We start from the raw sequence: 22,440 nt of genomic DNA, 5'->3' as shown, positions 1-22,440 counted from the left end.
ATAAGGGTGCGTGCGCGGCGACAATCAAGGTGAGACTCATCCTGATCGTCGCGCTATACCGAACTCATAAGGGTGCGCACGCAATGCGTTGACCAACTCAGTGCGCTGATTGACCAGCTGTTCCCGGTGCGAAACATTATGGACCGAGGCTGCTGCTCCTCGGTTTTCAGTTCGACGAAGCGCATCGTCGGGCGTTGCGCTGCCTCGACGATCGCCTCCGCATCCGCTGCGTCGTTCTTCTCTGGTTGATGAACGCTTTTGACATAGTGAGGTGCAATCAGCTTCGGCTGATGGCCAGGCCGGACCATCACGCGCGCACAATAATGGGAACCGGCGCACGCCTCCATCCGCGACACATGCCGGGTGACCCGCCATGAATTTGCAAAAGCTTCCAGCGAAATACGACTGATGCCGTCCCGTGCAGTTGAAGAGTTCTTTGCCAGATCGACCCCGATGATGGTAACCTTTCCATGGATGCCTGCCTCTCCTTGCGTGACGCTAACACCACAAACTTGGCACACTGCGATACCGCCGGAGAAGGCTGGCATCCTTCCGTCACTCATGGACGGCGATAACAGGGCGCGACTGCCTGGGGCCAAGCTGGCAACCTCGGAATTTATCCACAGTCCGCATTTGCTACCTTGATTGCTTAACACCCTGCAAAAGTGAGAAGATACGCAATGGTCCACCCGCTTCCAGAAGAGCTGCGCGTTATCGCGGGTCACAATTTTCCGCTTTACCCCTGCTCAAATGGAGCTTGGTCAATTAAGCCCACGGGCGGCGCCACAAGCGCGCGGGTTATGATTTGTTCCATTCCGAAGGCGGGCACCCATTTATATGCCCGTCTGCTTGCCATGCTCGGGCTTGAACAGTCCGATGTGTTCTTTAATAAAGAATATCTGGGAGACTTCCGCTTTGTGGACGTCGAAAGAGCTCGGTTCACTCATTCTGAAAACATCCTGTGGATACCGATCGAGATATCGTCGCGCTTTATCCAGCCCGGTCAGTTTGGCTATGGGCATCTACCGTGCGACATGGGTATTCGCCATAGTTTGGCGGATTTCAAAGTCATCTTTCTTTCGCGTGAAATGCGTGCGGCGATTGTGTCGCAGATGCGATATGTCGGGAATAGCGACTGGTGCCCGCCTGGGAGGGCTGAGATCAAGTGGCGCAATGAGCCGAACGGGCCCGAGAAAATGCTGAAGTACTTTGATGAGATCGCGCCTTTCATTTTCAACGAACGCTGTCATCCATTGGTGCCGTGGGCAGATGAGGAGGATGTTCTTGGATTGACCTATGAGCAGATCATAGGTGACCAAGGGCGCGAAATTCAGCTCGAGACCATTCGCAAAATTGCTGAGTTTTGCGGAATCCAGCCACCGCAGCAGCCGGAGCTGATCTTGAACCAACTAATTGGAGAGCAGACCTTTACCTTCTCCGGCAGGCGAACTTCGTGGGAGGCTTGCTGGAGTCCGGAGGTTGAGGCGCGGTTTATCGCGCTCGGTGGGTCAAGACTCAACGAGCGATTCGGATTTTGATCTGGAAATGGCCGACGAAATGGAACACCTTTCCCTCGGAGAACCATGGGGGCCTGTTGCTGCTGGTTCGGCTAATTTTTGGTCTTGATCGACGCTTGCCGAAACAATCGTCGCGCTCCTACGCCGCTCGATGGCGTCTCTCACCCTTCACGAGCCTCGACTAAAACGACGAAGGTCGACTGTGCAATATCCTCTCTGCGGCGTGTACCCGGAAGGCCGGCGGGCATGGAAGCCTGGCTTGACAGCCTCAGTGCCGCCGGTCGGAGCGTACGCATCAGGTGAAGCTTTCAATTACCCACATCGTCGGCGGGGCCTATTGCCGCGTATGAATCTGCCGTCATTCTGTCTGTGACGCCGAATCACCGAGGCGTCACGGATGCGAGATCGCTGGCTGCTCGTGTGGGATGTGCCGCTCGTCGCCGCCTCGCTCATTCTTACTAGGCTTCTCCGGCGGTGGCGAACGGGAATCAGGATATTTCCCCCCTCTGCCCTACGCTAATAGACTTGAGATCTGCGTTGCCGGGATGCTCACATGGCGCGTCAAAAACATTGCTCGGGAATGATAGAATATGGTCCAGCCTCATCCTGTCACGCTACTACATCAGCCATGTGGGGTGCGGGAATAAGCGACGAAAGGTGGACGTTCGCGGAGGCCGAGTGTGCTCCCTTGTGACGTGCTCCCCGTTTTGTCCGCGTCTATAAGTTAGCCCTGTTCACGTTGTGATCCTTGACGGATCGGGTTGCATATTCAAGCGGGGTGAGCCCATCGAGGCTCGTGTGTGAGCGATTCACATTGTAGTCGATCCTCCATTCTTCGATGCTGTTGCGGGCGTGCCGATAGCTTGGTGAAGAGCCGTTCGTTGAGGCACTCATCGCGTAGCCGGCCATTGAAGCTTTCCACGAAGCCATTATCCGGCATGATGTTCTTGGTGCCATCGTTTGTTCGGTACGTCAGGTTCGTTAAGCTTGGCGCATCCGGGCCACGGGGCAGCGGGAGCACGAAGTGCGGGCAGGCCGTCGTATGCAGATGAACTGCGAGTTCGAGCACATTATCTGGCCGCCCCTACGACTCGCCCGGATGCGCTGCGAGCGCGGATCCGTATTTGTCGTGTTGCCCGCTCGCTCCCTGTTCGTGACCAACGATGGAGGGAACCGTGCGTATTATCGGCATGGACATACACCGCGTAGCCGCCGAGGTCGTGTCGTTGCTTGATGGCGAGATCGTCAAGCTCGGCCGCGTTCAAATGCTGCGCAATAAGCTCGAGGAGTTCGCCAGGAAGGAACTCACCCACGATGATCATGTGGTGATCGAGGCCACGGGCAATGCTGCTGCCGTCGCTGAAGTGCTGTCGCCCTACGTCGATCGGATCGTGATCGCCAATCCCAAGCAGGTGCACATGATCGCGCACGCGAAGGTGAAGACTGACACGATCGACGCCACTGTCCTTGCGAAGCTCTACGCCTCGGGCTTTCTGCCGGAGGTCTGGGTTCCGGATCCGGGGACCCTTGCCCTCCGAACACAGGTCACCAGGCGGACACAGCTGGTTCGCCAGCGTTCGCGGCTGAAGAACCTGATCCAGTCAATCCTCCACGCCCACCTGATCCCGCCATGTCCGCATGGGAACCTCGTCGGGATCAGCGGGCGCAAATGGCTGACGAGGCAAATATTGCCTGCGGATGAGCGCGCCGCCATCGAGCGCCACCTCGGCTTGATTAACCAGATCAACGAGGCGTTGACGGTGGTCGAGGCGGATATCGCCGTACATGCCCTCCAGGATCCGACAATCCGCCGCCTGATGACGTTGCCCGGCCTCGACGTCACCGTGGCTGCGAGCGTTGCCGCGGCAATCGGCGACATACGGCGCTTCAGCGATCCACAGAAGCTCGTTGCTGCCTATCTTGGCCTCAATCCGAGCGTGCGGCAGTCCGGTGAGGGGCCAGCCTATCACGGGCGCATCACGAAGCAGGGCCGCGGCCATGCGCGGGGGATGCTGGTGGAGGCGGCATGGGCGGCTGTGCGATCGCCAGGACCTCTTCGCGCCTTCCACAAGCGGATCGCCTCGCGCCGCGGGAAGCACATCGCGGCCGTCGCCATTGCGCGCAAGCTTGCAATGATCATCTGGCACATGCTGAGCAAGGATACCGACTACATCTGGGCCCGGCCGGCCTTGCTCGCCCGCAAGTTCAGATCGGTCGAGCTGCGTGCCGGCCTTCCGACCAGCCATGCCAGACGCGGCACCGCCTTCGACTACAACATCCCGGCCAAGCGCGCCGAAGAACGATCCCGCGTCGAGAAGGCGGAAGCTGCCTATGCAGCAGCGACTTCCCGATGGCGAACGAGGCCGGAAAGGCAGAAGGCTGTGGAAAAAGCCGCCAAATGAGAAGAACGGGCTATTCTACAACATCCGTCTGCATCGGCTTGCCCGGCGCGATGTAGTGCCATTCGACCTGCCGATCCTCCTGCCACGCCAGGATGGAATTCGAGGTCAGCTCGGTGCCATTGTCCGACACGATCATGCAGGGGTAGCCGCGATGCTCGGCGATGATGTCGAGTTCCCGGGCGACACGCTCACCCGAGATCGAGTTGTCGACGACCGTGGCCAGGCACTCCCGGCTGAAGTCGTCGAGGACGCACAGGATCCGGAAGCGGCGGCCATCGGTCAGCGTGTCGGAGACGAAGTCGAGGCTCCAGCGCTGGTTGGCGCCCTGCGGGATTGCCATCGGCGCCCTGGTGCCCAAGGCCCGCTTGCGGCCGCCTCGCTTGCGCACCGTCAGCCGCTCCTCACGATAGAGGCGATAGAGCTTCTTCCAGTTCACCGCCACCCCTTCGCGCTTCAGCAGCAGGTGCAGCCGACGGTAGCCAAAGCGCCGGCGTTCGGCCGCCAGTTCCCGCAGCCGCTCGCGCAAACCGGCATCATCTGGTCGCGACGGACGATAGCGGTAAACCCGCGGCTCCATGCCGACGAGCCCGCAGGCCCGACGCTGCGAATAGCCCTTGTTCTCGATCGCCCAGGTCACGGCAGTCCTCCTCGACCCGGGCGTCAGAAGTTTTTTCCGAGCATCTCGCGCAAGGTCGAGACGTCGAGCATGGCGTCGGCCAGCAGACGCTTCAGCTTGCCGTTCTCCTCTTCAAGGCTCTTCAGCCGCTTCGCCTCCGATACGTCCATGCCGCCATACTTCGAGCGCCACTTATAGAAGGTCGCGTCGCTCACACCGTATTTGCGGCATAGCTCGGTCGCCGAAAGCCCAGCCTGGTGCTCCTTCAAAATGCCGATGATCTGTTCGTCAGAAAATCTCGATCGCTTCATTGCCTGTCTCCTCATCCAAGGAACAGGCTAACCTCAAACCGAGGACATTTCAGGGGAGCACGTCAATTGCCACGAAGGGCGTTGCAGCACATGCTATTACCGGGTCCTTCTGCGACCATTGAACTGGGCTGAACCTCGCTCGTCACCAGCAATACGCCAAGTTCTCCAGCTGATCGTGCGACAACTGCAGCACCGGCTGAGACCAATCGTTGACCGTGGTCATCGAGGCAGTGGCCGCCGGCAGTGAAACCGATCACCGTCATCCCAGCGGCCACACCGGCTCGGACGCCGGCAATGCTGTCCTCCACCACGACGCAGCGCGCCGGCTCAGTGTCCATTTGGGCGGCAGCGAACAGGAACAGGTCCGGTGCAGGCTTGCCCGCCTTTACCATGACGGAGCTGAACACGTGCGGATGGAAGTGCGGCCAAAGCTCCGTCAGTTCAAGACCCAGTCGCAGCTTGTCAGGGGCGCTGCTTGAGGCGACGCAGCGGGGTAATGGCAACTGATGCAGGAGCCGGTCAATACCGCTGATGGCTTGCAGTTCCGTGCGGTAGCTTTCCTTGATCCGGGATTGCACCATGGCGTCGAAGTCGCTGGGGAGGGGGCGGCCCCAGTCTTCTTCGATCATCTTCCGCATAGTGGCTGAGGACAAGCCGGTAAAGCGCAGAACCACCTCAGAATACGACGTGGGATAGCCGATGCGGGTAAGTTCCTCGGCATCAATGCGACTTGCCAGTGTCTCGCTGTCGATCAGAACGCCGTCGCAATCGAAGATGACCAGTTCGTAAGGGTTCTGTTGCCTCATTGCACGTCCTTCGGAATTGGGCCTGCAGCTGAAACCTCAACCACATGTCGGTCGTTGACTTCGAAACGGTGCACAAGGACGCTATCATCGTCGATCAGTGCGATGTCGAAAGCCGGGGCGTCCTCGACAAAATCCGCATCCCTGCGCGCTAAGTGTGGTATGATCTGATGCGCAACCCCACGGCTTGCGCTGAACGGAATGCCGCTCCAGGTGCCGCCGACGTCGACGTGCACATGACCATGGAAGACGTGCCGCACATTGCCGGCCCCCACGATCGCCCGCATAATCTGGCGCCAGTTCTCCGTATTCCACTGCTCAAAGTGTGGCAGGCCGATCGGCTGTAGCGGATGATGGGCGAAGAGGTACGCCGGCGCTTGCGGCCTCTCTGTCAGCCGCTCCAACAGCCATTCCAGTCGTCCCTCGTTCAGCGCGCCATGCCCAAGACCCTCCACCAAGGTGTCGAGGAAGATGAGGCGCCCGACCGAGGTCTCATGGATTGACTGGACAAAGCCCTTCCTATCGCACGGCTCGCCAGGGAAAGCGCGTAAGAAGTTTTGACGACTGTCGTGGTTGCCGAGCAGAAGCCGGATGGGCACGCGCATCTCCTGAAGCACTTCGCGTAGCAGTTCGTAGGAAGCGAAGTCTCCCTCGTCGGTGAGGTCGCCGGTCACCACGCAAAGCTCGGCATCGGCGTGATCCCGGTTGATGCGCTCGATCGTCTTGCGCATTCGCTCGGCGGGATCGAAGCCAAAGAGCATAGCGCCGGCCGGCACAAGGTGGAGGTCAGTCAAATGGATCAGTTTCATTGGTAATTCCGCGAAAACGGAGAGACGCCGCACTGCGTGCAGCGTCCCGGACGAGACGATCAGTTGGTTTTCGGCAGGAGTGCGCGAACCTGGAACGCCATATCCGCGAGAGCTGCGTCCGGTTCCTTGGAGCCAAGGGCAATGGCCGTCATTTCGTCGCGGAGAACCTCGCCGATCTGAACACCGTTGTCGCCAGGCCAAGAGAACCACGGGCGGGCGCGCGGCATCTGCAGCACGCTGGTGTACCAATTGGGATGCTTCTCATAAAAGGCACCAAGATGATCTTTGTCCAGGGCAAGCGTATTGGTCGGCATATAGCCGGTGTTTGGCACGACAATGCTCTGGCCTTCGGGACCCGTGGCGAACCTGACGTAGTCCCAGGCGGCGGCGCGCTTGGCGGGATCGTCGGTGAGGATAACCGCAACCATGCCGCCCGTCGGCATCGTGGCGTTTTCAACACCAAGCGGCTGTTTGGCGGTGCGGAGTGTGAACCGATCTCCAATTTCACCTTCGAAACCGCTCACACTGCCGGCGGAGGCGAAGAAGAAGCCAAGCTTGCCGGAGGTGAAGAGCTGCTTGGCAGCGCGGGGGTCGATCGCCGGCTGAGCGCCGTCGGTATGGAACCGCTTGAACAGCTTGACTGCAGCCTGGCCGGCAGGACCGTCAAACGCGACGTCGCTTTCCTTGTCGTTCATCATCTGGCCGCCGAAGTTGCGCACCAGGTTCTGCGTGGCCCAGTCGTCCGAGCCAAGCTGGTAATACATGCCGGACGTTCCGTCGCCGAGCGCTCCGATCTTGGCGGCAAGCGCAACAAAGCTGTCCCACTCGGTCGGGATCTTGTCGGGATCGCCGCCAACCTTCTTCACCAGATCGGCATTGTAATAGACGACCGGCGTCGACATGGCGAAGGGAAGACCGTAGAGATGGCCGTCGATCGTTGCGAGTGACAGCACTTGGTCCGTGTAGCCGTTTTCGGCCAGGTGATCGGCGGCAACCAGATCGTCGATAGGTTTCACAAGTCCACGCGCCACGAGCGGCCGCAGCACATTGAAGCCGACGAAATGAACGTCCGGCAGCTGGCCGGCCATGCTCTGGCGGATCAGCGTCTGGACAGCTTCATCGTAGCTCGGCGCAGCAGCGCGGAAGTTGATCTTGATATCCGGATGGTCCGCCATGAAGCGATCGGCGATCGGCTTATGGATCACTTCGTGTTCGGGCCAGGCGTAATAGACGTCGAGGTTGGTTTCGGCTTGCGCCGGCATGGATGCCGCAGCGGCAGTGATACCGGTGGCAAGGATCATTGCAATTGTTTTCACATTGCTCTCCTGAGTTTTAGATTGGGTTGAGAACGGAGCTAATGTCGGCCGAGCACCAGACCCCGGACGAAGTGTTTCTGCATGAGAAGGAAAAGAGCGACCAAGGGCGCGGTCACGAGAACGCCCCCGGCCATGAGCGCACCGACATTTCCGGTGCCCTCACCCGACTGCCGGAAATAGGCAATCCCGAGGGAAGGCATCATCATGTCGGGATTGGTCGTCACCACCAGCGGCCAATAGAGATCGTTCCAGTGGGCGACGATGGAGAAGATCGAGAAGGAGGTGACCGCCGGCCAGGCTGCGGGCAGCATGATCCGCAAGGCGATCGAAAGCTCGCTGAAACCATCCAGCCGCGCCGCGTCGAGCACCTCGTCCGGGAAGGTCACGAAAAACTGCCGGAACAGGAAGATCGCAAACACCGAGATGATCCAGGGCAGAATGAGCGCGGCATAGCTATCGAGCAGGCCGGACTTTGCAAGAGCTATGTAGATCGGGATGGTCGGTATCTGCACCGGCACGAGGAGCCCGAGAAGAACGGCGCCCAGGAGGATCGGACGGCCCGGGAAGGACAGCTTGGCAAGTGCATAGCCACAGGGAACGGCGACCGCGATCTGCAGCACGAGGATCGCCGCGCAAACGACTATTCCGTTTCCCATGAACCGCAGAAGCGGAATGGCGGACAATGCATTGCCGTAATTTTCGACGGCGCCGTCTAACGTCGGCATCGGCAGAAGGCCGCCGTTGAAGATCTCGCTCTGCGGCGTCATCGAGGCGAGCAGCATCCAGAAAAACGGGAAGATCATGAAGAGCGCGCCGCTCATTAGCACGACATGCGAGACAGAGCGGGACGCGGAGGATTGCGCCAGGATCACGACCGGCCTCCATTGGTTTTCCAGCGCGCCTGGTGCTCGGAAACGCGCATCTGGACGAGCGATAGGATGGTCACGAAGATGAAAAAGGAAACGGCAATTGCCGACGCATATCCCACCCGAAAGAAGCGGAAGCCTTCTTCATAGAAGGTGTAGAGGATGACCGAGGTCGATTTCATCGGCCCACCTTGGGTGAGAACCGCAACCGTCTCGAAGACCGAAAAGGCACGGATGATCGTCATGACCGTGACGAACAGGGTAACCGGCGCTAACATCGGCCAGGTCACAAGCACGAAAGGTTTCAGGCCCCTGTCCGCGCCGTCGATCGCGGCAGCTTCATAAAGCTCGTCCGGAATGGTCGAGAGACCAGCCAGAAAGAGGATCATGTTGAAGCCCACGAGCTGCCAAATACCGATCGCTGCAAGCGCATAGATTGCCGTTGCCGGGTCTGCAAAGAACCTGACGGGAGAAGCGCCGAAAAGCTGCAACAGCGCGTTGGCGACGCCGAGGCTAGGATGCAGGATCGCTTCCCATGCGGTTGCCAGCGCGACCAGGGTAGCAGCCACTGGCAGAAAGTAGGCAGTTCGATAAAAGGCCGCGAACCGCGATCCGGCGATCAGGAGAGCGACCAACAGCCCCCATCCAATCGTCGTCGGCACGACCACGAGCACATAAAGCGCAGTGTTGCGCAGGCTCTGAGCAAAAGCCGGGTCGGTCAGCATGCGCGTGTAGTTGGCGAGCCCGACAAATCGGGCGCCGGCCAAACCGAGGGAAGCGTCTGTGAAAGACAAGGCGAAAACGAGGATGGCAGGGCCGATCAGGAGAGCGGCAATCATCAGCGTCGCCGGCAGGGCGAGAACGATGCCGGCACGGGCCTGAGCGCGGGCCAGAGTGAGTTTTATTGAAGCCTTTGCAGGCTCGGAGCTGATCGGGATATCCTCTACGACGGCCATATCAAGCTGCCCTGATGTGATCGTGGCGCCGGCGCGCGCTGTCTGTCGCGAAAAACCACGCTTTTTCCGGATCGATGGCCACCCCCAACTTCTCACCCTCGCGCAAGGACTGTGCGCGCTCAGCCGGAATCCGGACGACGAACTGAGCACCCGCCTCAGTACCGACAAAGACGTTCGCATCGGTTCCAGCATGCTCGATGCGCCCGACATGCACCGGCAGGGCGCCGGACTGGTCCGCTCCAGTCAGGGATGCATGCTCCGGCCGGAAAGCCAGCGTACCGGACTCTGCCGATCCGAGGGCATCGCGAATGATGATCCGGTTGCTGCCGATCATCAGCCCGCCACCAGTTGGTGCGGGTACCGCCAACTCGTTTAGAAAAGGCTGGGCCAGAAACCGGGCAACATCGATATCGAGGGGATCGCGGTAGAGATTGGCCGGACTCGCGACCTGGCGGATCTCGCCGCCAAACATAACGGCGACGCGGTCCGATATTGCTGCCGCTTCCGCTTGGTCATGGGTAACGAAGATCGTCGTCGTGCCCATTTCCTTGTGCAGCCGAGCGATCTCGCCGCGCGTATGGATTCGTAGCGCGGCGTCCAGGTTTGCCAGCGGCTCGTCCATCAGGAAGATCTTCGGCTTGCGCACCATAGCGCGCCCCAGCGCCACACGCTGCCGCTGCCCGCCCGATAGAGCCGCCGGGCGCCGATCTAGGAGCGTATCGAGCTTGAGAAGTGCCGAGGTTTCCCGGACCCGCTCCTCGATCGAGCGGTATCGCTCTTTAGCTCCGGGCAGCAGACCGCCCACGACCGGAAGCCGTTCGAGACTGCTCAACTCGCGCATCACCAGCGGCGCCGCGATATTGTCGTGCACATTCAGATGCGGATAAAGCGCGTAGCTCTGGAAGACGAAGGCAAGGTCGCGATCTTTCGGCGCGACGCTATCCAGCCCCCTGCCCCCTGCGCGTATATTCCCCCGATCTGCGCGCTCGAGCCCCGCTATGATCCGCAAGAGTGTTGACTTGCCGCAGCCGGAAGGCCCGAGCAGCGTCACGAACTCGCCTGGAGCGGCCTCGAGGGAGACGTCTTGCAGGACATCCGTTTCGCCATACCGCTTACTGATTTTGTGGATGTGGAGGTCCAAGGCTGCCATTCCGAGTCCCTTTTCGGTTGCCGACAGGCTTAATGGCGTTTTATTTCAATTTCATTACAGTTGGAGTTTAATTTCATTGCAACCGATTTCTCCATCGCCTTTCCGAGTGCCAGCATCAGGCTTTCGATCACGAAGATCTTGCCGATCATCGGGGTCAGCGTGCCGCCGATCGGGTGGTCGTCAAGACCGGAGGCCTGCAAGATGGCGACGGTCAGTGCCCCTGCGGAGCGGGCACCCTTGAGGAACTGAATGGTATCAACTGTCAGGCCGGAGATCGAAAGGCCGATCGCCACGCATCCGGGGCCGAGTCCGTTGGCGACTTCGTGAGCCATGTTGGAGTTTCGGAACGCCAGGGCCGTAAGCCCAACTCGCAAGAGCCGATAGGCTAGCAGTTCTGCTGTCACCCCCGACATTCCGGCTCCGTAAAGATCTATCCTTCTGCTTGCCGCAATCAATTCTGCGAGCGTCTCGATGGCCTCGAGATCGGCATTGCTGTGCGCGATCCCTAGATTCTGGGCCATCGTGTCGCGCAAGGCTAGCAGGGCGGCGTCGGGCTGCTGCGGGGCGGTGGATGGACGCCTGGAGCGGCCAATCTCTGCCGCCAGTGCCAGCTTGAAATCGCGAAAGCCGGAAAAGCCGATCTGGCGGCAAGGCCGCAAAATGCTGGCTTCCCCACTACCCGCGAATTCACCTAGTGCCCCGACCGAGTGGTGCAGCACTTTCTCGGGGTTCTCCAGGATGTATTTGGCGATCCGAGCGAGCGCATTCGGCAGATGATCGATGTCCTCCTGCAAGCCAGATAGGATGCTCTCGCCCTCTGCCGCTGTCGTTGCAGGTGAGTTAATGCTCATTGCCACAATCCCGTACCTTATGAAGCTGAAGGAAAGAGGAGCGAGATACCATAGACCCATCGAACAATTTCAGGCTTCCGATTTATTTTGCAACTCCAGTGCTGAGCGGTGGCCGCAATCAATGTCCTTCGCCTGCCACATGTGCCCCATCCACATATTCCTGCTCCAAAACCGAAGCCAGGACTGCGGCCACCACCGCCGAAACGCCGACCGCCAAGAAGCATACGCGTAAGCTGGTCGCTTCTTCGGCGCGAGCGAGAGCTCTAGTGAGAAACTAGCCCGAACCGGGCGACCGGGGCCGGCTCCGAGAGTGCGAGAACAACGCCTAGCTCGTGACCTTCCCATGCCGGTCTGCCAAGACTAGTAGTCCTCAATTCTCTCCGGACCGGATCCACTTCTAAGCATCATTGCGGAAAAGCTGCGCTCTAAAAGGTCGGATTTCAACACCCGATGATGGTGGCTATCCCAGAGATCATAATGCTCATTGGGGTCCTCTTGATGATCGAACAGCTCTCCTATTCCAACATCGTGATATACATTTAGTTTGTGACGTCCATCATAGTACATTGATGCGCGAGACCCTCGGCTGCCGCGGAACCTGAGGGAGTTGTGATACTCACTGACAACGTATGGCTTATGGCAATCCAGTGAGGTGTTGCCAAGCAGCATCTGGTCGAGTGAGAGCCCCTGCATAGCCTTGGGGACTTCAAGCCCCGATAACGAGAGCAATGTGGGCGCAATATCGACCAGCTCGACTAGTGCATTCGACACAGATCCTTGGGCTGAGCTGCCAGGCACGGAAATCACAAGTGGGACATGCACCACACCCTCATAGAACCGGCAGCCTTTGTAGAGCAGGCCGTGGTCACCCATCATGTCACCATGATCGCTCATGAAGACAACGATCGTGCGGTTCAGCTGGCCGGTTTCCGTCAAAGCGTCTAGTACTCGGCCAACCAGATCGTCGACTTGAGCCACCTCCGCGTGATATGCCGCTCTCATCTCCCAAATGTTGAACTTCGTGGGTGGCGCTTCATGCGTAGGCCCTGCCAATTCGTCATTGTGCGTCTCACCCGCGTCTGTTGCTGCACGCCACGGATCCACCGCGAATTTCGCTTGCTGATCGACTCGTTCAAATTTCTTCTGGTGCTCGAGATCAATCGGCTTGAAGGCAGGATCAGGCATATCACTTGGGTTGAACCGCCTGAGGTAGTCTGGCGGGGGATTGAGGGGCGGATGAGGCGCGTCGATGTTAATGCCTAAATACCAATTACGATCAGAATGCATCTTGATGAAACGCTCAGCCCGATCGCCTGCCCAACGCGCCTGCCGATATTCTGCGGTCGGTCCCGGACCATAGTGTTGGTCAAGATACGGTTTGAAGTAGGCTACGGGATCGACCCCTTTTGACCACATCCACGCATGATAGTCATGGCTGCCTGACCACTCCGGAAATGGCTCAGGGCTCCAGTAGAACTCGGCAAATCCATCGTCGGGGCGCTTTTCTATCATGCCACGTGTGGCAGACAGGTGCAGCTTTCCTATGTGCCCTGTGTAGTATCCGGCATTGGCCATCAGTTTTGGGAGCAAAACGAGATGCGAAGGAAACGTGCCGGCGCCGTTTTGATGCACTTGGTGTGCGATCGGATACAATCCTGTCAGAAAGCTCGTTCGGCTCGGCGTGCAGATAGGGCTTTGACAATACGCACGAGCGAATGCTGTACCCCTCGCGGCCAGACGGTCGATATTTGGAGTTTGCGTGCCTTTGAACCCCATGCACTGCAAGGTGTCCCAACGCTGCTGATCGCTGCAAATCCAGACTATATTAAAGTTGCTCAACTCTCATCCCCACACGCTATGGAGGTTCAGTTCGCGCACCACCGGCGCGCAAAACCGCGCCGGTGGTGACGTGTAAAGACTATTTCAGGTATCCAGCACGCCTCACGATGTCGACCGCATCACGTTGAGCATCGTCCAAGGCAGCATCTGGGCTCTTGCTCCCGACAACCGCCTCTTGCAGGGCACGGCCAAGGCGGTCGCCGATCTCCTTGAATTCAGGGATCCGAGGATAATACCACTCGGGCGCCCCGCGAAGCGTTTCTGCATATGTTGCCGCAAACGATCCATGGCCATAATCATAGTCATGTTTCGCACGGATTTCCGGATCGTCCCACAGCGATGTCCTGGTGATGGCGACAAAGGTGCTGTCGAGCGAAATCCGCTTCATGAGATCTTTACTCGTCGCCCATTGAAGGAAGGCCGCTGCAGCTGCCTTGTTTTCTGATGCAGCTGGAATGACATACGCCTGTGCTGCAAAGGGCGGGAACCTCCCACTTACGCCGCCAGGGGGCAAAGCAAACCCAAGCTTACCGACGACCTTCGACAGCTTGAGATCGAGAATGCGACCTGCGGTGGGAGCGCCTTCGACAGTCATAGCAATGCGGCCCTGCTGCATCGCAATGACGACGTCGTCAAACGTTGCTGAGGTGCTGCCAGGCACGGTGAAATTGGTCATCACGTCTGTGTACCATTTCAGCGCCTCCACGGCGGCGGGCGTATTGACCGTGGGCGTCAGATCCGCCGGTTCGTTCGCGAAATACTTACCGCCGAAACCATAAAGGACCTGGCCCCAAAACCAGATATTCTCACCGGTGTCGGGCTGCCCCCTTAGCGCAGTGCACTGGATGTCAGCCTTTTTCAACAGCTCGCAGTCGTTGCGGAATTCCTCCCACGTTTGCGGTGGCTGCTTGATACCGGCCTTCTCGAATAAGTCGGGACGATAATAAAGGAGCTGCGTCGCCGCGAAATGCGGCAATGCCAGTTGTTTGCCGTCCTTGTTGTACAGGCGCAGCACGGGACCGATGAAATCCTGTACGTCCGCACTCTTCATATCAATGTAATTATCAAGCGGCTCCAGGATATCGCCAGATGCGTATCGCCCGAACTCCTCGCTCCCTAAGTATACGACGTCGTAACTATTTGAGCGCGTCAAGAGCTCGACCGACACCTTTTGAACGGTCGGCGCATACCCGAAGAGATCAAACTGTACTTCAGCGCCAGTCTTCTCTGTGAATTCGTGCGCGAATTTTTTGAGCTCCAAATCGTATGCCGAGTTTGTCGATAGGACCGTTATTTTCACGCCGTCATAGCGCTGCTGAGCCGACGCTCCGCCGCCGACGGCAACACCTAATGCAACAGCAAGCATTCCAAGACATCTCATTGCTTCTCTCCTTGAGCTAGCGTTTCACCCTTTCACGGAACCGGTCGTTGTTGGGCCGGCGACGTATTTCTTTACGAACGGCACGAAAATCACGATCGGGACCAGCATAAGCACGCATGCGGCTGCCGCCTTGCCCCAATCGGTCCCCTCAAATGGCATGAAATTCAGTATTGCGACGGCTGCAGTTTTTGCGTCATCGCGTGTCAGTGTCAGCGCAAAAAGAAACTCGTTCCACGAACCAATGAATATCAGTATTGCTGTTGCCAGGATGCCAGATCTGGCGATGGGTATCGAGATGAGCGTCATCGTCTGCAGCGTTGACGCGCCGTCTATCATCGCGGCTTCTTCAATTTCACGCGGCACTTGGTCAAAAAACGCCGACAAATACCAGATCGCAAGCGGAACCGCGAACATTGTGTTGACGGTGATCAGCGCAATCTTCGTGTCGACGAGGTGTACTTGGCGAAAAAAGAGAAAATAGGGGATGATGTAGATCATCGCTGGCGCCGCCCGGAGTGCCAATACCAACGTCAATAGCCTTCGCATGGCAGTTTTCTGCAAATGAGAGATACCAAAGGCTGCCGGGACCGAAAGCGCCATGGTCAATATGATGGTGCTGCATGAGACCACAATTGAATTGATGAGCGCGGAAGAGAAGTCCTTGTCAGCGATTATCGCAGTATAGTGCTGAGTGGATGGCTCCCCCACGATCACGGGCGGCCATTGAAACATCTCGGTGGGCTGTTTGAGAGATGTCGATAGGGTCCACAATATAGGCGAGAATAGGAATAGCGCAAAGGCAGCGCAGACAAGATATCCGTAGATGTGACGTCCAAGGTCTCGACGCATGGGCTTATCTCCCAACTCGAGTGGCCGAGATATGGCGAATGGATGATATCCGGAGATGTGACGTCCAAGGTCACGCCGCATGGGCTTACCTCCCAACGCGAGCGGCCGAGATTTGGCGAATAGACCAAAAGCACACGCCGACGATCGTTGTTGTGAATGCCACGAGAATTGCGGCGGAATAATCGAGATCGAGATATGTAAATGCGGTCAGAAAAGCGTAGAAGTTTAGGGGTTCAGTCGCCCCTGCCGGCCCGCCACCTGTCAACACGAAGATCACGGGGAAAATCCCAAGGACCTCTAAAGCTTGAAACACGGCAACGGCTCCCATCGCAGGTAAGACGAGCGGTATGGAAATATACCATTGCGCCTGGGCCCAACTTGCTCCGTCGAGGTTTGCCGCCTCATAAATCTCGTCCGGGATCGAGTCCAAAGACGAAAGAAGCAGCAAAGCAACTATGGGAACCCCAAACCAAATCGATACGATGATCACGGAGACAAGCGCTGACGTTTTGCTTCCAAGTAAGTCAGCTTCGAAATTGTGGCCGAACACGCTTGCGAGATAAGACAAGCCGCCCACACCAGGAATGAGGAACAACTTCCACACAATTCCGCCCACCGCTGGCGGAACTACGGACGGGAGCAGGAAAGCTGCTCGCATCCACCGTGTGCCAACGAGCTTTTCCTTTAGCGCTATTGCCAACGCTAACCCACACAGTAGTTGGAGGCTGACGGGGACGACGACCAAAATGAACGTAACTAGTGCGGCGTTGATAAACCGACCGTCGGATAAGAAGCGCGCGTAATTGTAAAGCCCGATAAAGCGCGTCTTTTCCGGGAAGGCTATGTTGAAGTCCCCGAACGAGAGGGCAACGACAGCTGCAATCGGCACGAGCGTCGCAAGACATAGGAACCCGATCGCGGGTGTAACGAGCGCCGAAGACATTTTAAGCCGGGAAGATGCCATCGTCCGTTGCTCCTGGAATTATTTATGCTCGCCCTGGAATAGGCCCCCTCAGCTGCTGTCAGCAACGCTAAAGCGAGCTTCAGCAAGCATGAGGGCGTCAACGATGCAGTGTTCGCCCCGTGGTGAGTAATTCGCGGCCGTCGACGTGATGAAGTGCCGAGAAAATTCCACGATGTATAGTTTTTTTGTAGAGTTACCTTTCCAAGTTTCATGCGCCTTTGGAAACAGAATGCTGCGCAGCATTCAATTGGTAGGCGAAGCACGACGCATTCCTACCCGTCGACCAAGGCCTCGAGGTAGCTGGATCACTGCCACTGACTCGCCATTGCTGTCTTGATCAGGGGCTAAGAAGGACGTCCGAAACGTTCTCCGGACGCGCGTGCTCAGATCCGTGGCTCCGATTCGTTCATGGTCACCTTTGTGTCATTTTGGCTATAACGAAACTGGGCATCAGTAAGTCCAGCCGCGTCGGACAGCTCTGCGGCCAACAGTTGAGCCGGCAGGATGTCCACGATTGATCGTGCCACGCGGTTCTGCAAAAATGGTACCTTCACAACTGTCAGGTTTTTGTCGTCTTGAGGCGACTCGCTTGCGGTCACCAGAAGAACTGCACAGCCGATTTCAGCCAATTCCTGCGCCAGTCGCACTTCGCGGCCGTCACCGAATATCAAAATCCCGGTTGCCTGATCCATCGATTCCATCGGGCCGTGCAAGTAGTGCAGCGTGTCTGAGACGCCGGTGGGCACCCTCGCAGCCTCGCGAATGAGCAAACAAGTCTCGCCCGCTGTACCCAAGGCCGATATCGCGCCAACGCAATCGATCGCCCGCTGGTCATGAAACATTTCTCTAATACGTGCCATCTTTTTCGCCGAGTCTTCCAAGACCTCGCTTGCTATCAGAGGAATGTCGTTCCAATTGAAGCTGTCTTCACCACAGAGCGCATTTATCAGCAGCCCGCCTGCCAGCAGCGAGCCTGTGTAGCCGGTGCTCGACGGCAGTGAATCCGGACCGGACTCAAAGTGAAGTGCTGCCGAAGCGGTGCGTGACAGTGGGTCGTTGCCTTCGCTTGTAATCGCGAGGGATGGTAACCTACTGTGGACGGTGAGTGCAGCGATTGGCTCGATGCTTCTTCCTCCGACAGAAAAGACTATGATCGCGTCGCCAGGGTCGCCCGGCTCCATGAGATCGACCGCGCGCCAAGTATTTGCTCGTCTACCGCGACGTTGCAGTTCACCGGCCACTACCCCCGCTGCTTCGTAACTCGCGCCTATCCCGGTAACGACCACAGTCCCCTTTTTAAACGGCACGAGATCAAAATCGCGAAGCTGCGTTCCGACGACTTTCAAAGTATGGCGAAACTGATCGGGTTGGCGAGCGATCGTTGACCTGTAAATCATTGGATATCCTTGTGTTGGAAGATGATTGAGCTCTCTGAGCGATCGCCGGCCATGCGAAGTTGCCGCGCCATAACGCAGGCGCCTAAAACCGGCGGCTTGTCGAGGAAGGTGACCGCTACTGTCGCCCCGAAACGATTGGAAATTTGATGGGAGAACGCATTGGCTAAAAGTGGCTGGGCGAGAATGACCCCCCCGCCTACCACGACGTCTTTGTCGGGCACGCCCGCCAACATCAAATGGTGGACCAACTGAGTCAGGGCCGCTGCGCCCTCGTCAATAACGCGTTTAGCCAAGGACGAACCTTCATTGGCGGCGTAGAAGATAACGGGTGCGTGTCGCCCCAGAGCCGAGGCGCTGCCTTCCTTCGCGATCGCGGTGCCGATGTTCGTGGGGCTATTCAGTCCGAATGCCTCACAAAGCGCTTCGACAAGCGGCTCTGACCTCGCCCCTCCCAGGTCAATATGCAATCGCACTGCTCGGCCGGCCTCGCGTACTAAACCTGGAGCGCTCCCTTCGTCTCCGATTGCCCAGCCCCAACCGCCTGCGACATGCATCTTGCCTTTCTGGTCCCGAGCGACGGCGATTGAGCCAGTGCCCGCGACGACACCAATTCCGCTGGAAAGCCCCATGGCGAGGGGAAAAAGTTCTGCATCATTGACGACCCTTAAGGGGCAGGCAAAATGATTGGAAAGTGGCTGTTGGAGGACGGCGCACTCTTCCTCATCATCGCATCCATGAGAGCCAATCGCGATGCTGTTGGGCGTGGCGCCAGCAGCAAATCTGCGGATTAGCGCGATTAGTCCAGGGATATCGTGGTCATAGGCGCCAGAACGCCATTCACTGGTTCGCACGACCAAGTCGCGGGCCATACCCTGGTCCAGGCAAGCCCTCAAATGCGTTTTGGTGCCACCGATATCGACACCAATTGTTATGGAACCCATCTCTTCACTCTGTTCGCATTCGCGTGTAGCGGCCGCGGTTCCAGTCTATTTTTAGAAGAATATCACTATTTTCTCTTTCACAAAAGATGGTTTTTTTCATCATCTCGAGTTATCTTACCGTTGACGAAGGGGATGTCGGATGTCAGTTGCAAAAAGGGAGGCAGGCGGTAGAGCCCTAACGAAAATTATGTTCACTGCTTGGCAATGTGCTGAAAAGTTCCTATTGCTCTCGCTGCCCGCGTCAAATCAAACCCAGAGGAGCTGGGGCCCCGTGATCTCAAGGGAATCGTTTTAATGCAGGAACACATTTTAGCGCGATTGCGATCGTCTCAGCCCAGTCTCAGTCCGGCGCTCCTTCGCATCAGTGAGTACGTCCTTAAGGATCCCGCGAAGGTCGTGAACCAAACCATTACGGAGGTTGCTGACGGATCCGGATCGAGCGAAGCGAGCGTCTTAAGGTTCTGCAGAGACATCAAATTTTCGAGCTTTCAGCGTTTCAAACTGGCGTTGGGAATCGAACTCTCCACTCACCAGACAATCAGACACGCCAGCCCCTCTGGTGACGTCATCGACGATACGCTGTCGACGGCCGTCACCGCGCTCAAGCAGACAAAGGACCTGTTGAACCAGGCCGCTCTCGAATTGGCGGTAAAACAGATCATACGAGCAAAAAGTATCGATCTCTACGGTTTCGGGGGCTCTGCGAATGTGGCCCGATACGCGCATTACCTGTTTGTTCGATTCGGACTGGTGTCGCGCGTGCTGGACGACCCGCATCTCGCAGTCATGAGTGCCGTGAATCTCGGGCCGAAGCAAGTCGCACTGGCAATTTCGGAATCTGGCTCGAGCAAGGATACCATCAACTCACTTATGGCAGCCAAGGCTGCTGGCGCATTCACCATCGCAATCACATGTCATATACGCAGTCCAATCGCTGCCAACGCGGACGCTGTACTGGGAGCATCCTCAACAGACACCCCCATCATGCGAGGAGCATTCTCCCGGGTCGCTGGACAATATTTGATCATCGACATCCTCGCCAACATGATCGCTAAAGATGGCAGCAAGTTCCAGGCGGCTATGCAGCGAACCGCAGAAGCCACCATAGATAAAAGCTTTTAGCCGAAACGTTCGCGCAGGTAGTCGTTCAGGAAACGACCGTCCGGATCAAAGCGAGCCCTTTGGGAAACAAAATCCCGGTATCTTGGGTACAAGGCTTCGATCTCGGACCGCCCCAGACTGTGAAGTTTGCCCCAGTGCGGACGACCTTTCACCGAGGAAAAGATCGTCTCGCAATCACGGATGAAATCCCAGTAGTCCTCTCCTGCTGCGCCGGACACGGATATCATCGCGGTCTTCCGCTGAAAGTACGGACTCAACCAAATATCGTCAGCCGCCACGGTTCTATACTCCACCGGGAATATCTGCGACGGATACTTCGTCTGTATCAGCTTGCGGATTTCGCGGAATACCGCCGGACCGTCCTCGTAGGGCACCGAGTATTCGCATTCGTTATGGTTCGGCATCGGAATTGAACCCGGAAATATCCGGTAGCTGGGCCCTATTCTCTCGCCGGCCCGATCTTCGACAGACTCTGGCAATTGAGCCGTGATGTTCAGCGTTCTCATTTCGCAGACATCAGATTTGCTGCGAGTACGTCCGATGCCAGACGTGTCGGGCAGGCTGTATAAGGACGCCGAGTGTTCGGTCGGGCACCAGAAAACGCGGAGACTCCGGTTTTCCTGACATAGCTGATCCAGGTGATCCATGCATTCTTCGAAATCCTCACGCCATATTTTGTCATGAAGATCAAAAGCGGGAATAAGCTTCATCGTGACGGAAAGTACCACGCCGAACATTCCGATAGAAACTTTTGCAGTGTTGAGGGCGTCGACGTCTTGCGAAGCATCGAAATTGACGATGGATCCGTCGCCGGCGGCTATCCGCATTCCAACTATCGGGCCCGCTAAGCATTTTAAGCTGTCGCCGCTGCCATGCGTACCCGTCGATACGGCCCCGCTTATCGTTTGCAGATCGATATCGCCCTGGTTGGGCAATGCCCAACCTGCAGAACGCAGTTCAGGACCAACGTCACAAATCCGCGTTCCGCCGCGAAGCGTCACGCTGCCGCTGGTTGGGTCGATATTTTCGATCCCCGATAGACGCTCCGCTGAGATCAGAACTCCGTCCGTGGGGACAATCGGCGTATAAGAGTGTCCCGTACCCACGACGCGGACGCGCAGGTTGTTCGAGGCTGCTGCCTTGATCGTACTGCAGACGTCATCGTCCGAGCTTGGCATCTCGAAATGCTTTACCCGACAAACCTGATTGCTCACCCAATTCCGCCAAATCATGCTCGGGCCGAGTGTCGGCGATCCTGTTTCTGAAGAATGCAATGGAGTTATCCTTGTTTGCGTTTTCTCGGGTCCTTGGCGGCATTCTTATGGCTTGGGCAGCCGTCCCGTTTCAGCTGAAACGGCAGCGCTGTCGCGCTGTGGCCGCCCCCGACTGATTTTGGGAGGCTATGATGGATATCACCATCGCATTACATATAAAAGAAGATAATTTCCATTGTAAACTGAACTGTGCCAAGGCGCGAATCCGACCATCGTGTGGGGCACCAATCGAAAACCGTCTTGAACTCCGGGACCTCATTGGATCGTGGCTCAGCTCATTTCAAGCCTTGATGCCCCACGAACTCAGGCCAGAAACTAGAGCCCGCTGAAGGCAACCAGCGGGCGGAGGCCGACCGTTGCGCCCAGATGGTATTTTCATATCAATAGATGGTCTTTTTCATCATATCAGTGCCGGCAGGGATGCGTATCCTTTCATGGGCGCGCCACCAATTTTGAGGTTTAGTGGGTCCACTTGCACCAGAATGAGGGCGCTGGGCTGGGGAGAGACGATCGGCAACAATCTCGGGGTCGGAGCGTCTGTTCAGGACGGATCGATCTCTGTCACAGCCGCGCCTTCGGCGCAGGAACATCATGGCGGCGCGCGACCGCGACAAGACTATTCAAGTTCTCATCGATCCCCTTCAGACCTTCAGAAGCCCGGCTTGAATTTCGGCCTGCTTGCGAAGCGCAGCAAAACCGTATCCAAGGGCGCAACCTCGACATCCACCGTCGTGCAGGGCCGAACCTCAGCAGATGTTCGGCCAGCCGCTCGTAAAGGGCTTAAGCGTCGTGTGCTTGCGCATAGCCGAGCCAACGTTTAGCATCGCTCGTCATTCGCTGACGATGGCTTGATGGCACTCCGAATAGGAAGGGCCACTCGATGGCAAATGCTTGGAAAGCATCAGTCATACCCAGCCTAAGACCATCACACTAGCACGTCACGATCTCGTCCTCGGAGAGGCTCGGCTCAGTTACCTGCGAACTACTCTAGACCAAAAGTATGACCTGGCGGTCTGAAGCGCGAAAGGGAGGCTTCGCCGAAGGCGGTGTTGGCAGCGACCGACGCCTTGTTAAGC

18 protein-coding genes and 2 pseudogenes are annotated in these 22,440 nt (G+C 57.6%); 3 read left to right on the top strand and 17 right to left on the bottom strand.

Annotated features, from left to right (window positions below; genetic code table 11):
• Positions 1-53 precede the first annotated feature (53 nt).
• Positions 54-548 (bottom strand): hypothetical protein, encoded by a 495-nt coding sequence (locus NKH05_RS31045; protein ID WP_353017442.1) that lies wholly within the window; start codon positions 546-548, stop codon positions 54-56.
• Between the two features lie 132 nt (positions 549-680).
• Here NKH05_RS31045 and NKH05_RS31040 point away from each other — a divergent pair, with 132 nt between their 5' ends.
• Entirely contained in the window at positions 681-1,538 is an 858-nt protein-coding gene (locus tag NKH05_RS31040; RefSeq protein ID WP_353017439.1) for a sulfotransferase domain-containing protein, read from the top strand.
• A gap of 696 nt (positions 1,539-2,234) precedes the next feature.
• On the opposite strand, the pseudogene NKH05_RS31035 reads toward NKH05_RS31040, so the two are convergent.
• Positions 2,235-2,448, bottom strand: a pseudogene (locus NKH05_RS31035) (integrase core domain-containing protein); the annotation flags it as partial.
• 244 nt (positions 2,449-2,692) lie between these two features.
• On the opposite strand from NKH05_RS31035, the gene NKH05_RS31030 reads away from it, so the two are divergent.
• Positions 2,693-3,919, top strand: a complete 1,227-nt coding sequence (locus tag NKH05_RS31030; RefSeq protein ID WP_353017436.1) for an IS110 family RNA-guided transposase — start codon at positions 2,693-2,695, stop codon at positions 3,917-3,919.
• Between the two features lie 13 nt (positions 3,920-3,932).
• Here NKH05_RS31030 and NKH05_RS31025 read toward each other — a convergent pair.
• The 14 genes and pseudogenes from NKH05_RS31025 to NKH05_RS30960 form a co-directional block, all read right to left on the bottom strand.
• Positions 3,933-4,846 (bottom strand): annotated as a pseudogene (locus tag NKH05_RS31025) (IS3 family transposase); the annotation flags it as partial.
• 62 nt (positions 4,847-4,908) lie between these two features.
• Complete coding sequence (locus NKH05_RS31020) at positions 4,909-5,652, bottom strand: HAD family hydrolase (protein ID WP_353017435.1); 744 nt, start codon at positions 5,650-5,652, stop codon at positions 4,909-4,911.
• On the bottom strand, positions 5,649-6,458 hold the full coding sequence (locus NKH05_RS31015) for a phosphodiesterase (protein ID WP_353017432.1): 810 nt from the start codon (positions 6,456-6,458) through the stop codon (positions 5,649-5,651). The genes NKH05_RS31020 and NKH05_RS31015 overlap by 4 nt, the downstream gene beginning before the upstream one ends.
• 59 nt (positions 6,459-6,517) lie before the next feature.
• On the bottom strand, positions 6,518-7,774 hold the full coding sequence (locus tag NKH05_RS31010; RefSeq protein ID WP_353017429.1) for an ABC transporter substrate-binding protein: 1,257 nt from the start codon (positions 7,772-7,774) through the stop codon (positions 6,518-6,520).
• Positions 7,775-7,812: 38 nt separating this feature from the next.
• Complete coding sequence (locus NKH05_RS31005) at positions 7,813-8,646, bottom strand: carbohydrate ABC transporter permease (protein ID WP_352983254.1); 834 nt, start codon at positions 8,644-8,646, stop codon at positions 7,813-7,815.
• Positions 8,643-9,596 (bottom strand): carbohydrate ABC transporter permease, encoded by a 954-nt coding sequence (locus NKH05_RS31000; protein ID WP_353017426.1) that lies wholly within the window; start codon positions 9,594-9,596, stop codon positions 8,643-8,645. Before NKH05_RS31000 ends, NKH05_RS31005 begins: the two co-directional genes overlap by 4 nt.
• A gap of 1 nt (position 9,597) precedes the next feature.
• Entirely contained in the window at positions 9,598-10,746 is a 1,149-nt protein-coding gene (locus tag NKH05_RS30995; protein ID WP_353017423.1) for an ABC transporter ATP-binding protein, read from the bottom strand.
• A 29-nt stretch (positions 10,747-10,775) separates the two neighbouring features.
• Positions 10,776-11,597: a MurR/RpiR family transcriptional regulator gene (locus NKH05_RS30990; protein ID WP_353017421.1), complete on the bottom strand. Its 822-nt coding sequence runs from the start codon at positions 11,595-11,597 to the stop codon at positions 10,776-10,778.
• A 360-nt stretch (positions 11,598-11,957) separates the two neighbouring features.
• Positions 11,958-13,436: a sulfatase family protein gene (locus tag NKH05_RS30985; protein WP_353026874.1), complete on the bottom strand. Its 1,479-nt coding sequence runs from the start codon at positions 13,434-13,436 to the stop codon at positions 11,958-11,960.
• A gap of 79 nt (positions 13,437-13,515) precedes the next feature.
• Positions 13,516-14,802: an ABC transporter substrate-binding protein gene (locus tag NKH05_RS30980; protein ID WP_353017416.1), complete on the bottom strand. Its 1,287-nt coding sequence runs from the start codon at positions 14,800-14,802 to the stop codon at positions 13,516-13,518.
• A 39-nt stretch (positions 14,803-14,841) separates the two neighbouring features.
• Positions 14,842-15,666, bottom strand: coding sequence for a carbohydrate ABC transporter permease (locus tag NKH05_RS30975; protein WP_353017415.1), 825 nt, complete (start codon positions 15,664-15,666; stop codon positions 14,842-14,844).
• Between the two features lie 85 nt (positions 15,667-15,751).
• The gene (locus tag NKH05_RS30970; protein ID WP_352983245.1) at positions 15,752-16,630 is read right to left on the bottom strand and encodes a carbohydrate ABC transporter permease; all 879 of its coding nucleotides are present in this window, start codon (positions 16,628-16,630) and stop codon (positions 15,752-15,754) included.
• A gap of 383 nt (positions 16,631-17,013) precedes the next feature.
• Complete coding sequence (locus NKH05_RS30965; protein WP_353017411.1) at positions 17,014-18,027, bottom strand: SIS domain-containing protein; 1,014 nt, start codon at positions 18,025-18,027, stop codon at positions 17,014-17,016.
• Positions 18,024-18,968 carry an N-acetylglucosamine kinase gene (locus tag NKH05_RS30960; RefSeq protein ID WP_023802660.1) on the bottom strand — a complete coding sequence of 315 codons (945 nt, stop codon included), beginning with the start codon at positions 18,966-18,968 and terminating at the stop codon, positions 18,024-18,026. Before NKH05_RS30960 ends, NKH05_RS30965 begins: the two co-directional genes overlap by 4 nt.
• Before the next feature lie 294 nt (positions 18,969-19,262).
• Here NKH05_RS30960 and NKH05_RS30955 point away from each other — a divergent pair, with 294 nt between their 5' ends.
• A complete protein-coding gene (locus NKH05_RS30955) occupies positions 19,263-20,090 on the top strand; it encodes a MurR/RpiR family transcriptional regulator (RefSeq protein WP_352983241.1) in 828 nt (275 codons plus the stop codon).
• On the opposite strand, the gene NKH05_RS30950 is transcribed toward NKH05_RS30955, so the two are convergent.
• A complete protein-coding gene (locus tag NKH05_RS30950; RefSeq protein ID WP_353017409.1) occupies positions 20,087-21,304 on the bottom strand; it encodes a D-arabinono-1,4-lactone oxidase in 1,218 nt (405 codons plus the stop codon). The two genes, NKH05_RS30955 and NKH05_RS30950, sit on opposite strands and share 4 nt — an antisense overlap.
• Positions 21,305-22,440: the final 1,136 nt, after the last annotated feature.

Origin of the sequence: Mesorhizobium sp. M1399 (assembly GCF_040317735.1) — a bacterium.
Lineage (GTDB): Bacteria > Pseudomonadota > Alphaproteobacteria > Rhizobiales > Rhizobiaceae > Mesorhizobium.
Note: the sequence above shows the minus strand (reverse complement) of the source record. Positions and strands in the feature narration are given on the sequence as shown.

Coding starts and splice junctions, on each gene's coding strand:
- NKH05_RS31045 (WP_353017442.1), bottom strand. CDS start 548: ATGCCAGCCTTCTCCGGCGGTATCGCAGTGTGCCAAGTTTGTGGTGTT.
- NKH05_RS31040 (WP_353017439.1), top strand. CDS start 681: ATGGTCCACCCGCTTCCAGAAGAGCTGCGCGTTATCGCGGGTCACAAT.
- NKH05_RS31020 (WP_353017435.1), bottom strand. CDS start 5,652: ATGAGGCAACAGAACCCTTACGAACTGGTCATCTTCGATTGCGACGGC.
- NKH05_RS31015 (WP_353017432.1), bottom strand. CDS start 6,458: ATGAAACTGATCCATTTGACTGACCTCCACCTTGTGCCGGCCGGCGCT.
- NKH05_RS31000 (WP_353017426.1), bottom strand. CDS start 9,596: ATGGCCGTCGTAGAGGATATCCCGATCAGCTCCGAGCCTGCAAAGGCT.
- NKH05_RS30995 (WP_353017423.1), bottom strand. CDS start 10,746: ATGGCAGCCTTGGACCTCCACATCCACAAAATCAGTAAGCGGTATGGC.
- NKH05_RS30990 (WP_353017421.1), bottom strand. CDS start 11,597: ATGAGCATTAACTCACCTGCAACGACAGCGGCAGAGGGCGAGAGCATC.
- NKH05_RS30980 (WP_353017416.1), bottom strand. CDS start 14,802: ATGCTTGCTGTTGCATTAGGTGTTGCCGTCGGCGGCGGAGCGTCGGCT.
- NKH05_RS30975 (WP_353017415.1), bottom strand. CDS start 15,666: ATGCGTCGAGACCTTGGACGTCACATCTACGGATATCTTGTCTGCGCT.
- NKH05_RS30970 (WP_352983245.1), bottom strand. CDS start 16,630: ATGGCATCTTCCCGGCTTAAAATGTCTTCGGCGCTCGTTACACCCGCG.
- NKH05_RS30965 (WP_353017411.1), bottom strand. CDS start 18,027: ATGATTTACAGGTCAACGATCGCTCGCCAACCCGATCAGTTTCGCCAT.
- NKH05_RS30960 (WP_023802660.1), bottom strand. CDS start 18,968: ATGGGTTCCATAACAATTGGTGTCGATATCGGTGGCACCAAAACGCAT.
- NKH05_RS30955 (WP_352983241.1), top strand. CDS start 19,263: ATGCAGGAACACATTTTAGCGCGATTGCGATCGTCTCAGCCCAGTCTC.